Origin of the sequence: Parasphingorhabdus sp., from assembly GCF_036963805.1 — a bacterium.
In the GTDB taxonomy this organism is placed as follows: Bacteria; Pseudomonadota; Alphaproteobacteria; order Sphingomonadales; family Sphingomonadaceae; genus Parasphingorhabdus.
Map to the genome: position 1 here is coordinate 1,243,355 of NZ_JBALUN010000001.1, position 13,604 is coordinate 1,256,958.

A 13,604-nucleotide genomic window follows, 5' to 3' on the forward strand; every position below is an offset into this window, starting at 1 on the left:
ACGTCCGGGCGTCCGATCGGGGCAAGCCATGAGCCTGATCAAAAATACCGGAACGATTGCCGGTTTCACCATCATCAGCCGGATATTCGGTTTCGTCCGTGACATGTTACTGGCGCGGGTACTGGGCGCAGGACTCGCGGCAGATGCCTATCAACTGGCTTTCACCCTGCCCAATACATTCCGGCGGCTTTTTGCCGAAGGTGCTTTTTCTGTAGCGTTTGTTCCCATGTACAGCCGCCGCCTTGCCGACGAAGATGGCGAAGCGAGAGCAAAGGAATTTGCCGACGACGTATTGTCGATATTCATTTGGATTTTGCTAGCCTTTTCGGCCCTAGCCATGCTCGCCATGCCTTTGATCGTCTATGGTCTGGCATCGGAATTCCAATCCCAGCCGGGCAAATTCGAACTGGCTGTTTTCCTCAGCCGGATGACGTTTCCCTATCTGTTTTTCATCAGTTTGGTGGCGATGCTGTCGGGCCTGTTAAACGCCCGATCCCGTTTTGCACCGGGCGCTATTGCGCCGGTCTTGTTCAACATCACGCTGATTAGCGCGATACTGATCGGATATTATGTTCGCGGCGACACTGATAATGACGTGATAGTTGTCGAAATTCTAAGTGCCGGAGTAGCGCTATCGGGTCTCGTCCAACTCATTTATCTGTGGTGGGCGGTGCGGCGCGCCGATGTAAAGCTGCAGATCAAACGTCCACGCCTGACACCGCAAATCAAGAGGCTAGGCATGGTTATCCTGCCAGCGACATTCGGTGCCGGAATTTACCAGATCAGCCAATTTGTCGATACGTTTTTTGCGACGTCTTTGCCGCAAGGATCGTTGACGCTTTTGAAAATGGCCGACCGCCTGAACCAAATGCCTTTGGGTATTGTCGGTATCGCGCTGGGCACTGCGATCCTGCCGATGCTGTCCCGCCACATCCAGAATGAAAATCAGGAACTCGCGCAGCGCCTGCAAGCCGATGCTTTCGAGATGGCGACCTTGCTGACCCTGCCCGCAGCGGCGGCGCTTGCGATCTGCGCTCCGGCTTTTACCAGTGCCTTTTTCGTGGGCGGCAAATTTACCGCTGCTGATGGCGCATTAATGTCCAACATTGTTGTCGCGCTGGTCGCTGGCTTGCCGGCCTATGTCGTGATTAAAATCCTGATCCCCGGATTTTTTGCGCGATCCGATACAAAAACGCCGGTATTGACGGCGCTTGCTGCCCTAATTGTCAATATCGCGCTCAATATCTATGTCGTCATGTATGCTGGTTACGGCATTGTCGGACTGGCCGCAGCGACAGCGGTATCGGCCACTCTCAACTGCGTTTTGCTCTATACAATTCTCCATAAGCGCGGCTTTTTCCACTTCACCGCCGCATTAGCATCACGGATATTTCGCCAGCTTATCGCAACCGCTGCGATGGCGCTCATATTATGGTTTTTAATGGGCTGGCTGAGCCCTTATTTCTCGGCCGATGTCTGGTCGCGAATATGGTCATTGGCTGTACTTGTGACAGTTGGCGGAGCCGTCTATGCTGTCATCGGCTTCGCGGTCGGGGCCGTCGATAAGCAGCGGATCGTGGCGCTAATCAGACGAAAACCAATTTCGACAGAGGACAAATAAATCATGCGTACGGTTTCGGGCATTCAGCCCACAGGTAATCTCCATCTCGGCAATTATCTGGGCGCGATTAAAAACTGGGTAAAGCTCCAGAAAGAATCGGAATGTCTGTTCTTCCTCGCCGATTTGCATGCAATTACAGTGCCCAATGATCCGGCGACATTATCGTCCAATTGCCGCGACATGACGGCGGCCTTGGTCGCCGCTGGTGTCGATACCAAAAAGTCGATCCTGTTTAATCAGGCCCGCGTGCCGCAGCATGTCGAACTGGCATGGTTGTTAATCTGCAACACGCCCATGGGGTGGCTCGACCGGATGACCCAGTTTAAGGAAAAATCCGGCAAGCATAAACAGCGTTCGACGCTGGGATTATATGGCTATCCGGTGTTACAGGCCGCAGATGTGCTCATCTATCAAGCCACCCATGTTCCGGTGGGTGAAGATCAGAAACAGCATTTGGAGCTGGCCCGCGACATTGCCACCAAGTTTAACAGCGATACCGGCAAAGATGTATTCACGCTGCCCGAACCCTATATTTCTGGCCCAGCTGCACGCGTCATGTCGCTCCGCGACGGCAATGCCAAAATGTCAAAATCCGATCCATCCGATTTAAGCCGGATCAATATGACCGATAATGACGATACCATTTCCAAGAAGATTAAAAAGGCCCGCACTGATGCGGAACCTTTGCCCGAAAAATGGGAAGATCTGGAAGGACGGAGCGAAGCCAAAAACCTGCTCGGCATCTATGCTGCGCTGGAAGACACCACACCCGAGGCTGTTTTGAGCCAATATGCCGGACAAGGCTTTGGTGCGTTCAAACCGGCGCTCGCCGATCTTGCCGTGTCGAAGCTTTCCCCGATCCGTGAGCGGTTTGAGGAATTGCGCAAGGACGAAAGCGCCATTGATGCGATTTTACGCGACGGCGCCGAGCGTGCACGAGCAGCCGCGCAACCCACAACGGACGATGCCTATGCGGCTTTGGGTTTATTGAGGGATTGAATTCCACGAGAAGCATAATTGCCGAGTATGTAACTTTACGGGGGTAAAACACGCTCCTGCTTGCGCGGCGACATTATTTCGCTAAACCATCGCGATGGATATTATCTCGATACGCGGCGGCAAAAAGCTGTCTGGCCCTATTCCGATCTCTGGCGCAAAAAACAGCGCCTTGACCTTGCTGCCTTGTGCATTGCTAACCGACGAACCGGTGACGCTGCGCAACCTGCCAAGGCTCGCAGACGTCGACAGTTTCGGGCATTTGCTCAACCAGCTTGGCGTATCAACCACGATTGAGGGCGCGCGGCCCGAAGATTTCGGACGGGTGATGACGCTGAAAGCCGGCAAGATCACATCGACCGAAGCGCCTTATGACATTGTCCGCAAGATGCGCGCCTCTATCTTGGTGCTGGGGCCTTTACTCGCCCGTGCTGGGGAATGCCGCGTGTCGCTACCCGGTGGCTGTGCCATTGGTAACCGGCCGATTGACCTGCATCTCAAAGCGATCGAAGCGCTTGGTGCCACGATTGAGACCACTAGCGGCTATGTCACCGCACGGCAGCCCGATGGCGGCCTGCCCGGCGGTGAGTTTACCTTTCCGGTCGTATCCGTCGGCGCTACCGAAAATGCGTTAATGGCCGCTGTCTTGGCTAATGGAGAAAGCCGCCTCAGAAATGCGGCACGCGAACCGGAAATTATTGATCTATGCAATATGCTCGTCGCCATGGGCGCAGAGATTGAAGGCATCGGATCGTCCGATCTGATCATCCACGGCGTCAAGCGCCTGCACGGTTGTACGTACCGCGTTATGTCCGACCGGATTGAAGCGGGCAGCTATGCCTGCGCCGTTGGCATAACGGGAGGTGAGGTCGATCTGATCGGGGCAAAAGCCGATGAAATGGAAGCGACTCTGGCGGCCTTAGCCTCCGCCGGATTGCATATCGAACCCTATAACAAGGGCATTAAAGTAGCCTCCAATGGAGTCCTGAAACCCCTGACGTTGGCAACAGCCCCTTATCCCGGGCTCGCCACCGATATGCAGGCGCAGCTTATGGCAATGCTGTGCATGGCCGATGGCGCCAGCGTGCTGACCGAAACGATTTTCGAAAACCGCTATATGCATGTGCCCGAACTAAACCGGATGGGAGCGGACATAGAAACCAAAGGCCGCACCGCCGTGGTGCGCGGCGTCAAAAAATTGACGGGTGCACCGGTCATGGCCACCGATTTACGCGCATCGATGAGTCTGGTGATTGCCGCTCTCGCAGCAGAAGGGGAAACCCAGTTGCAACGCATCTATCATCTGGATCGCGGCTATGAGCGGCTGGAAGAAAAACTGGCCGCCGTCGGCGCAGATATCGAGCGCATCAGCGGCGACTAGGAACAACAAAAAGGGGCCGCAAAAGCGACCCCTTTTCGTCTGCCAGATGTGTGAAATGCGGAAATCTGGCTTCGGTAAACTCTGGTTTAAACTCTAAAGCATTTTAGCGCCCATTGCTGGCCACAATATCAACTACTGTGCCGCCGCTGGGCCGCTTGTTCAACGTAACAACATAGGCGCCGTCATCAGAATCGCGGGTCCCACCCAAAACATGCTCGCTGCCGCGCAGCAGATATTCTGCGCTATAGCCGCCACGTTTGGCCTGGGTGTAATAATAGTCTACGACATTTTTTATCGAACTTGCTGTGTAAAAGCTAACGACGCGAATGTCGCATAAACCGCCTTCAACGCCGGCCGCTTCCTTGATATTGGCTTTGGGATAGACTGGGAATTCCGGTGGCATACGATTGGCCCAACCCATATCATAGCTGAGCTTCTGGTCGCATGTGCCTTTGCCACGCTTGGCGCTCTGGGCTTCGGCTTTCGCGCCCAGTGTAATCCCTTCGGAACCGGCACAGCTGGTGCATTCATCATCCGATGTCATGTTGCGCGGTTTGGGCGCGCTGAGCATCTTGCCTTTAAGCTGGGCTGTCGTCGCGGCCTTCCCGCCCTCGGGTGGCACTTGACCGTCAATCGGGCCATTAGCGCCGCGGATCGCATTGCTATTGGCTTGGTCGGTCAAATTGGGATCAACTAATATCTGGCCTTCAAGCGCATCTTTCATCGCCGGGTCGGCAGTCAGATTATCGTCTAGTTCCGCCAGTTCCGCTTCGTTACTGTCATTGCTTCCACAGGCAGCCAATGTCAGCGGCAAGGTAAATGCCGTCGCTGCGAGCAAGAGGGAACGGGATAGATTTTTCATGCGATATGCTCCTGAATATGCACGAACAATTGCACCAAAAAGCGTTAATATTCTATTAGGGAATATGGTTAAGCCGGCAATCTCTCGTTAACCACTTGTCCCATTTTGGGATTCTCATCCAAAAGCATCGGGGCCGTCCAGTTGACCATATCGAATCAATCGAGAGGTCAAAACCGCAGCCTGCCGGTTGACCACGGCCTTTGTATATTCCGGGTCGGTGATCATTTCCATAAACGCACCGCTATTGGGGTAGCGAGCGATGAAGGAACTGTCCCATTGCGTGTCATCCGGTCCGATTACCATGGCTTCCATTTTACCGCGCCAGATAATCATCCCGCCGACCCGTTTAAATATCGGCCCGCTGGTTTTGCCATATTCTTCATATGCACGGGCTCCGCTCCAACTCAGGGCGCCATTTGGATGATCATCCGGATATTGTGCCTGGTCATGAAATTGAATTAAGTTGAGCATGTTAATCGGAACATCGCGGGGCAATGCCTTGAACGCGTCGAAACTTTCGCGGGTCGGGTCGAGATATAGCTTTTCTGCCATGCTCGTCTTCTCCTGATATCTGCCCATTGGTTCGGACCTATTGAAATTGCTTTCTATTCTCTGACCATTGGTCGCGCGATTGGCCCCAGTCGTCAACCCGTGCATCCTGATAAGGCTCCGGCAATCTTGTGGGTCCGCGATTTGTCGAACCAACACGTTCCGCCAATTTAATCGATGCGCGATTTTCCGGATCAATTGTGTGGCATATATCAGTCCAGCCAAGCGTATCGATGGCATAGTTCATGCTCGCCACCGCCGCTTCCAGAGCATAGCCTTTTCCCGCAAATTCCGAAGCCACCCCCCAGCCCACTTCGGTACCGGGCCAGCCATCGGGATACCAAGGGCCAATGCGGCCAATCCATTGACCGCTATCTTTGAGAATGAGCGAGAACATCGCATAACCGCGCACATGCCACGCCCCCACCATGCAGCACAGGTCTCGCCACGATTCCGCGCGGCTTTTTACCCCGCCGAGATAGGTCATTGTTTTCTCATCTGCCTGAAAATCGGCCCAACCGTCAAAGTCGCTCGCATTGGGCCGCCGCAATATTAAACGCTCGGTTTCAATATGAATATCTTCCAAACCCATGATCTTCCTCCCATCAGCTTTCTAGCTAATATGATCGCATTGATTTGCAAATACTTGCAAAAAAGGTGCGCTATATCTATAATACAGTTATGGCTAATGTAATTTCTATTCTCATCGGCGTCATCGCCCTCATTCTCGCTTTTGTCGGACTGGTCCCGCTACTCGGTTGGACCAACTGGCTGATAATCCCGATCGCTGGTGTCGGCGCCCTGTTCGGTCTGATATCTTCGCGCAGCAGCGGCATGTATTTCTGCGTTATCGTTATGTGCATTTGCGCCCTGCGTCTGTGGATGGGTGGCGGGATTATTTGATTCCCAGATCGCAAAACTCAGGATATTAAATTCGCGCGATTGAAAACAGCAAACTTATCGGCAGCCCAAGCTAAATTATATTGCTACCCAATCGGTCGGGGCCTAATCGCCGTTATATGGCAGACCCGAGTTCCAGCAACCGAATCGGCTTTATACAAGCGCTGCTAGCCTGCGCTTTCTGGGGCTTTTTGCCAATTTATTTCAAGCTTCTGCAAAGCGTTGCACCGCTAGAAATCGTCGCCCACCGGATTTTCTGGTCGGTACCTTTGCTACTGGTCATACTCTATTTCCGTAAAAACCTCTCCGGATTGCGCAATTCCTGGGCAGACCCAAAGGTGCGCGGCGCGCTACTTGCAAGCTCTATATTGATCGCTGGCAACTGGCTGACTTATGTCTGGGCCGTCCATGAAGATCATATTCTTGCCGCCAGCCTAGGTTATTTTATCAACCCGCTGATCAGTGTTTTTCTGGCCATGATTTTTTTGAAAGAAAAGCTGAGGCGAAACCAGTGGATTGCAGTTGGTATTGCCGCAATTGGCGTGTCTATTCTGGCAATCGAAGCATGGGATACCTTGTGGATCAGCTTGGCGCTTGCGGGTTCATGGAGCTTATATGGACTGGTACGCAAAATTGCTGTGGTTGGCCCGATTGTCGGTCTTACCATCGAAACGACATATTTGTTCGTGCCGGTTCTTTTGTTTCTAATCTGGCTCACGTTCGGCAGCGCGCCGCCAACATCAACGACCCATTTTGGCGATCACTTATCGATTGATATATTGTTGTTCGGCGGTGCTGCTATCAGCGCAATTCCATTGATGCTCTTTGCTGCAGCGGTCAAGAAAATGAGCTTCAGCACTATTGGTCTGATGCAATATCTAGCACCGACCCTGCAATTTCTAATCGGTGTATTCCTCTATCGGGAGCCGCTTACAACATCCCACATCATTTGCTTTATACTGATCTGGATCAGCCTTGCGATATTTTCCGCGGATGCCATTTTCGGTGCTCCGGCCAAAAAAGCCGCGGCGACCTAATCAATGCTATTCGGCAATATGCCATTCCAGTTCCTGTCCGGCATGGAAAGGAACGATTGTCGCTCCGCCTGCTTCAATAGTTTCTGGTACCGTGGATTTCATACGCCGCAACGTAACCGTTCCCTCATTCAGCGGTAGGCCGTAAAAATTGGGGCCATGGACCGAAGCAAAACCCTCCAGCTTATCGAGCGCGCCTTCTTGGTCAAATATAGCAGCATAGCTTTCAAGTGCATATGGGGCGTTGAAAATACCCGCGCAGCCACAGGCCGATTCCTTGGCGTGAATTTCATGCGGCGCGCTATCCGTACCGAGAAAATATTTGGTCGATCCCGATGTCGCCGCCTTGCGCAGCGCAAGCCGGTGCCGTTCGCGTTTGGCGACAGGCAAGCAATAAGCATGGGGCCGAAGACCGCCCTGAAACATCGCATTGCGATTGATATGCAAATGTTGCGGCGTGATGGTGGCGCCCACATTGGGGCCTGTTCCATTCACGAAATCGACAGCATCGGCGGTGGTGATATGTTCAAAGACGACCTTCAAGCCCGGCAGTTGATCCACGATTTTAGACAGGGTCCGATCAATAAACACCGCTTCCCGATCAAATATATCCACATCGCCGTCCGTCACTTCGCCGTGCACTAATAAGGGCATGCCTATTTCCTGCATCTGCTCCAGCACCGGCATGATATTGGCAATATCTGTTACGCCATGGGCGCTGTTGGTTGTGGCATTAGCAGGGTAAAGCTTGGCGGCCGTGAATATTCCGCTTTCAAAACCAGCCGCCATATCCTGCGCATCCGCCGTATCCGTCAGATAGCAAGTCATCAGCGGCGTGAAGCCCGCATCCTGTGGCACAGCCGCCAATATCCGGTCCCGATAAGCCTGCGCACTCGCCGCATCGCAGATGGGCGGAGACAGATTGGGCATGACGATCGCGCGGGCAAATTGCCGCGCCGTATAGCCCGCCACCGACCGTAACATATCACCATCGCGCAGGTGGACATGCCAGTCATCCGGCTGTCTTATCGTAATATGATCGGGCAATTGATTCATGGTTCGGGCTTTCTTTTGGCGCTCAGCGTCCCTACCTAATCATCATGACCGAAACCAGACTTATTCAGCGCGCGCTGATCCGCCTTTCCGCCAATGACACCGGGGAAGCCGCCGAGGATTGTCGCGATTTCCTGCAAGGACTAGTGACGCAGGATATGCTTAGCGTTCAGCCCGATGCGCCGCAATGGTCCGCCTTGCTGAGCGCGCAAGGCAAAGCGCTATTTGATTTTTTCCTTTGGGCGGACGGCAATGACATATTGATCGATTGCGAAACGGCACAAGCCGAAGCCTTGGCAAAACGGCTGAAGATCTACCGGCTTCGCCGCAAAATCAGCATTGAAATGGACGAAATCCTCTCTGTACATTGGGCGCTCGATGCTGGAGGAAAACCCGCTGATCCCCGGCTTGCCGCTCTCGGCCATCGCTGGTTGGAACACGGTCAGTCAGGCGAAACTGCCGATGCCGCCTATCAGGCGCACCGTCTTTCGCTGGGTGTGACCGAAGGACAGGACGAATTGGGCAACGACAAAACCCTATGGCTGGAATGCAATGCAGCCGAGTTAAACGGCGTGAGCTTTGCCAAGGGCTGCTATGTGGGTCAGGAAAATACCGCACGGATGAACTATCGGCAAAAGGTCAACCGCCGCCTGGTCGTCGTTCCTCTGGGCCAAGCCGACGAAAAACGTCAGCGGGTGGCCTATCCCGATCTTGGTTTGTCGGTCGAACATCGCCGGGTAGACGATATTACGAATCTCGACAATCCAAATTGGCTAAAGGCTGCCCTTAACGCGCCGTCCGAATGATCAGGCGACGAATTATTAGGCTTCCGAAAGATTAAGTGGTCCCGAAATTAAACGGCCCAAAAATTAAACAGCGTCGCCTTCTTTAACGACCTTTGGTTTGACCGCGCGAGGTTTGCGAACAGGTTTCTTTTTAACTTCCACCGGCTCATCATCCGGTTTGATCGAAATTGCCGGCGGCAACGCGCTAGCATCCAATTTGCTCGCTTCACCATTGGCTTCTGCGATCTCGGCAACCGGCTTACGCGGGCGACGGGCCCGAACCGGTTTTTTCTCGGCCGGTGCCTGCACTATTTTATCGCCGTCATTATCACTGTCTGACGCAGAATTTTCATCCCGTTGATCATCATGGGATTGATCGCTCGATTGCGATTGCGGGCGACGATTTTGCTGTGGGCGCGCGCGTGGAGTGCGTTCCTGAGCGCGCTCCTGACGATCATCGTCTTCCTGCTCGTCGTTATCGTTCCGGTTATCACTACGATTATCATTGCGATTATCATTACGATTGTCGTTCCGATCCGGATTTTGGCTACGCTGTTGCTCTTCGCGGGCAAGGCGCTGCTCTTCACGGCGCGCCTGTGTGTCTGCATTGACCCGGAAATAATGGTCCGCAAACTGCAGATAATATTCAGCATTGACGCGGTCATCATTAACCTGAGCATCCTGCGCCATTTTCTTGTATTTCTCAAGCATTTGGGCCGCATTGCCGCGCGCGCGGTTGTCGATCCGGTTATCCCGATCAGCACCACCGCTACCGCCGCGATTATTCTGGTTGCGGTTCATGTTATTATTATTGCTATTGTTCCGGCCACGGCGACGGCCGGGCTGACGATTGTTAATCAAATTCTGGGTGTCCTTATACCGTTAATAAACTCGGTCTTTCCTATCATTTAACCGCCATAAGGGCAGCAACTGCGCCGTAGATAAAATATGCTACAGCAACCCAAAAAGATAAAGATTCGCCGGACATCAGCGCTATTATCTATATGGGGGTAGGCCAGCGATTTTAGGGATATTGCCAGAAATCATCTGGGCCTGAAACATCCTTAGCGCCTTCAAATGCCAAAACCAAGCAAATTCTAAATAATCACTGCTTTACGTAACAAAACCATCCGGTCATTGCCGCCCAGATCACGCTTGGATTCAACCACATAACCATATTTCATGGCCAATTGCGTCACCGCATCGGCTTGATCATATCCTATTTCCAAGAGCGCTACGCCCTTGTCGGCCAACAAGCTGTCCAGCGCCGGAATGATGATATGATAATCATCCATGCCTTGTGGCCCTGCAAACAGGGCTTCATGCGGTTCAAAATCAGCCACCTCACGCGACAATGTCACTTGCGTCGATACATAGGGCGGATTGGCGAGAACCAAATCAAACGGCCCGCCCAAAAATTTCGTCCAGTCGGCGACGTTCCAATCCTGCAACAGAAAACGCACCCGGCCGCTCATCCCCAAACGGTCCGCATTATTATGCGCGATGGCAAGCGCCGGTGCGCTAGCATCTATGCCGACACCGTGCGCCTGTGGAAATTCGGACAGGGCAGCCAATAAAAGTGCGCCACTGCCGGTGCCGAGGTCTATAATGCTCTGCGGCGCATGTTCGGCACCCAATTGCACGGCGGTTTCGATTAAAATCTCGCTATCGGGGCGCGGAATAAGGACATCGGCGGAAACCTGAAACGGCAGGCTCCAAAATTCCCGTTCGCCAATGATATGGGCCACCGGCTCATGCGTTTTGCGCCGCTCCAACAGGGCAAGAAAGCCCTCTGGAACATCAAGCTTGGGCAGATCGAGGAGAAGCTGCTCACGGCTAATTTCCAAAACATGGGCCATGATCAATTCCGCATCGAGCCGCGGCGTTTCGCTAATCGTCGTCAAAGCTTGCGCCGCCTCGCGCAGGGTAGCCGCCATATCACCCATTCAGATTAGCGAGCCGGCTAGCCTCATCCTCCGAGATCAAGGCGTCAATCATCTCGCCTAGCGCGCCGCCTTCGATAATTTCGGGCAGCTTATGTAGTGTCAGATTAATGCGGTGATCCGTGACGCGGCCTTGCGGATAATTATAGGTGCGGATGCGTTCAGACCGGTCGCCGGAGCCGACCATAGATTTACGCGCATCGGCCTCTTCACTCGCCACCATGGCGCGTTCCCGCTCATAGAGCCGCGCACTCAATACTTTTAGCGCCTGCGCTTTATTTTTGTGCTGTGATTTGCCGTCCTGACATTGGACCACCAGACCGGTGGGCAAATGGGTGATGCGAATCGCACTGTCGGTCTTGTTAACATGCTGTCCGCCTGCGCCGCTGGCCCGATAGGTGTCGATACGCAAATCTTCGGTACGGATGTCGATATCGACTTCTTCCGGTTCCGGCAGAATCGCAACCGTGGCGGCAGAAGTGTGAATCCGCCCACCGCTTTCGGTTTCTGGAACCCGCTGCACCCGGTGGACGCCAGATTCGAATTTCAGCTTGGCAAACACGCCCTTGCCCTGAATATTGGCAACGACTTCCTTGAACCCGCCAACTTCTGAGGCATTGGCTGAAATCATTTCGATTTTCCAACCCTGATCATCGGCAAAGCGGCTGTACATACGGTATAGATCACCGGCGAACAGCGCCGCTTCATCACCGCCGGTACCCGCACGAATTTCGATCATCGCCGGACGCTCGTCGGCTGCATCCTTGGGCAATAATTGCAGGGCCAACGCATGTTGCGCTTTTTCCAGCGCTTTCTTGACTTCATCTACTTCATCGGCCGCCATTGCCTTCATCTCGGCATCATCACCGACCAACATTTCGTCCAGCCCGACCTGCTCATCGCGCAGCCGCGCCACTTCCGCAGCGGCGATTGCGACCGGTTCGATTTCGGCATATTCTTTGGATGTCGCAACGAATTTATCGCCGTCGAGATTGCCCGAGGCCATCATCGCCTGAAGTTCGGCAAAACGCGCCTGGATTTGCGCGATACGTTGGGGAGAGATGTTGGTCATTTTTTCGCCAATGCCGCAACCAAACCGGTCAACACAATCTCGCGCTGATCGCCGGTTTCGAGATTTTTCACAGCCGCGACACCATTGGCCAGTTCATTTTCTCCGATGATCACAACATGTGCCGCACCGACTGCATTCGCCTTTTGCATACGCTTTTTCATATTGCCTTTATAAGCCATTTCACAGCTAATATTTGCACGGCGCAATTCGTTCATCAGACGCTGGGCGGCCGCTTCACAGCCTTCACCCAGCGGAACAAAAACAGCATCCGGTCCAATAGACTTTGGCTCCTCCAACAACATCCCCAACCGTTCAATACCAGCGGCCCAGCCGACAGCAGGCGTTGCAGGTCCGCCAAGCGACTCAATCAACCCGTCATAGCGGCCACCGGCCAGCACAGTCCCCTGAGCACCTAAGCGGTCGGTAACAAATTCAAACGCCGTGTGGCGGTAATAATCCAGCCCGCGCACTAGCCGACTGTCACGCGTCCAACTGACGCCGCAAGCATCCAGCCCTTCAGTCACTTGCGCAAAAAAGCCCGATGCTTCGCTCGACAAATAGGCATCGATATCCGGCGCGCTGTCGGCAATCGGGCGGTCCTGCCGCTCTTTACTGTCGAGAATGCGCAGCGGATTGCGTTCCAGCCTGTCCTGACTGTCTTTGGACAGATCTGCCTTATGCGCCTGAAAATGCTCGACCAGCGCGTCACGCCATGCATCGCGGCTTTCCGCATCCCCCAAAGTGTTGAGCTGTAAGGTCACGCCATCGGCTATGCCGAGTTCATGCAAAAGCTGATCGGCAAAACAGAGCAATTCCACATCGGCGGCCGCTTCCCCCGCACCGATAATTTCGGCGTCCAGTTGATGAAACTGGCGATAGCGCCCTTTTTGCGGGCGTTCATAACGGAAAAGCGGGCCGTGCGTAGAAAGTTTGAGCGGCACATGCTGCTGCCAGCCGTTGCTCAGAAAGGCGCGGGATATGCCTGCGGTAAATTCGGGACGCAGGGTCAGGCTGTCGCCGCCGCGATCCTCGAACGAATACATTTCCTTGGACACGACATCGGTGGTTTCGCCCAAGGAGCGCGCAAATACGGCCGTTGGTTCAAAGACCGGCATTTCGACGCCCTTGAACCCGTAAAGCCGCCGCACGCGTTCAAATGTCTCAACCACATGGCTGAAACGCTCTTGATCTTCACCAAATATGTCTTGCGTGCCGCGCACCGGCTGCGGCGTTTGTATTTTTGCCATAATATGCTTTCTATTTGCAGGCGCTTTAGCCGGTGACGGGCAAAAGCGGAAGTGGGGTAATTTCCATAGCGCCTGCCAGCGCTTTTCTAATCCACCCACTGGACGCAGCCATTAAAACCCGCCAATCAGGACTAATATAGAATACAGGGAATAAAGTTACT

Annotated in this window: 14 protein-coding genes; 6 read left to right on the plus strand and 8 right to left on the minus strand. The window is 53.7% G+C overall.

The features are described 5' to 3' along the window. Window positions 1-28 precede the first annotated feature (28 nt). The 3 genes from murJ to murA all read left to right on the plus strand — a co-directional run bounded on the left by murJ (window position 29) and on the right by murA (window position 3,998). Window positions 29-1,621: a murein biosynthesis integral membrane protein MurJ gene (murJ, locus tag V7676_RS05990; protein WP_335658728.1), complete on the plus strand. Its 1,593-nt coding sequence runs from the start codon at window positions 29-31 to the stop codon at window positions 1,619-1,621. Window positions 1,622-1,624: 3 nt separating this feature from the next. Next, window positions 1,625-2,620: a tryptophan--tRNA ligase gene (gene trpS / locus V7676_RS05995; RefSeq protein ID WP_335658729.1), complete on the plus strand. Its 996-nt coding sequence runs from the start codon at window positions 1,625-1,627 to the stop codon at window positions 2,618-2,620. A 94-nt stretch (window positions 2,621-2,714) separates the two neighbouring features. Next, window positions 2,715-3,998, plus strand: a complete 1,284-nt coding sequence (gene murA, locus V7676_RS06000; RefSeq protein WP_335658730.1) for a UDP-N-acetylglucosamine 1-carboxyvinyltransferase — start codon at window positions 2,715-2,717, stop codon at window positions 3,996-3,998. Between the two features lie 103 nt (window positions 3,999-4,101). Here murA and V7676_RS06005 read toward each other — a convergent pair whose 3' ends face one another. The 3 genes from V7676_RS06005 to V7676_RS06015 form a co-directional block, all read right to left on the minus strand. Then, window positions 4,102-4,860 (minus strand): hypothetical protein, encoded by a 759-nt coding sequence (locus V7676_RS06005; RefSeq protein ID WP_335658731.1) that lies wholly within the window; start codon window positions 4,858-4,860, stop codon window positions 4,102-4,104. A 114-nt stretch (window positions 4,861-4,974) separates the two neighbouring features. Beyond that, window positions 4,975-5,412 carry a DUF1330 domain-containing protein gene (locus V7676_RS06010; protein WP_335658732.1) on the minus strand — a complete coding sequence of 146 codons (438 nt, stop codon included), beginning with the start codon at window positions 5,410-5,412 and terminating at the stop codon, window positions 4,975-4,977. A 37-nt stretch (window positions 5,413-5,449) separates the two neighbouring features. Continuing rightward, window positions 5,450-6,001, minus strand: coding sequence for a GNAT family N-acetyltransferase (locus tag V7676_RS06015; RefSeq protein ID WP_335658733.1), 552 nt, complete (start codon window positions 5,999-6,001; stop codon window positions 5,450-5,452). An 89-nt stretch (window positions 6,002-6,090) separates the two neighbouring features. Here V7676_RS06015 and V7676_RS06020 point away from each other — a divergent pair, with 89 nt between their 5' ends. Further along, complete coding sequence (locus V7676_RS06020; RefSeq protein ID WP_335658734.1) at window positions 6,091-6,312, plus strand: hypothetical protein; 222 nt, start codon at window positions 6,091-6,093, stop codon at window positions 6,310-6,312. Window positions 6,313-6,428: 116 nt separating this feature from the next. Next, window positions 6,429-7,346 (plus strand): EamA family transporter RarD, encoded by a 918-nt coding sequence (gene rarD, locus V7676_RS06025; RefSeq protein WP_335658735.1) that lies wholly within the window; start codon window positions 6,429-6,431, stop codon window positions 7,344-7,346. A 6-nt stretch (window positions 7,347-7,352) separates the two neighbouring features. On the opposite strand, the gene pyrC is transcribed toward rarD, so the two are convergent. Continuing rightward, entirely contained in the window at window positions 7,353-8,390 is a 1,038-nt protein-coding gene (pyrC, locus tag V7676_RS06030; RefSeq protein WP_335658917.1) for a dihydroorotase, read from the minus strand. A 53-nt stretch (window positions 8,391-8,443) separates the two neighbouring features. On the opposite strand from pyrC, the gene ygfZ reads away from it, so the two are divergent. Next, on the plus strand, window positions 8,444-9,202 hold the full coding sequence (gene ygfZ, locus V7676_RS06035; protein WP_335658736.1) for a CAF17-like 4Fe-4S cluster assembly/insertion protein YgfZ: 759 nt from the start codon (window positions 8,444-8,446) through the stop codon (window positions 9,200-9,202). Window positions 9,203-9,265: 63 nt separating this feature from the next. On the opposite strand, the gene V7676_RS06040 is transcribed toward ygfZ, so the two are convergent. The 4 genes from V7676_RS06040 to hisS form a co-directional block, all read right to left on the minus strand. Beyond that, complete coding sequence (locus tag V7676_RS06040) at window positions 9,266-10,042, minus strand: DUF4167 domain-containing protein (RefSeq protein ID WP_335658737.1); 777 nt, start codon at window positions 10,040-10,042, stop codon at window positions 9,266-9,268. Between the two features lie 236 nt (window positions 10,043-10,278). Next, entirely contained in the window at window positions 10,279-11,118 is an 840-nt protein-coding gene (gene prmC, locus V7676_RS06045; RefSeq protein ID WP_442955412.1) for a peptide chain release factor N(5)-glutamine methyltransferase, read from the minus strand. Between the two features lies 1 nt (window position 11,119). Continuing rightward, entirely contained in the window at window positions 11,120-12,196 is a 1,077-nt protein-coding gene (gene prfA / locus V7676_RS06050) for a peptide chain release factor 1 (protein WP_335658739.1), read from the minus strand. Then, window positions 12,193-13,443 (minus strand): histidine--tRNA ligase, encoded by a 1,251-nt coding sequence (gene hisS / locus V7676_RS06055; protein WP_335658740.1) that lies wholly within the window; start codon window positions 13,441-13,443, stop codon window positions 12,193-12,195. Before hisS ends, prfA begins: the two co-directional genes overlap by 4 nt. Window positions 13,444-13,604 lie beyond the last annotated feature (161 nt).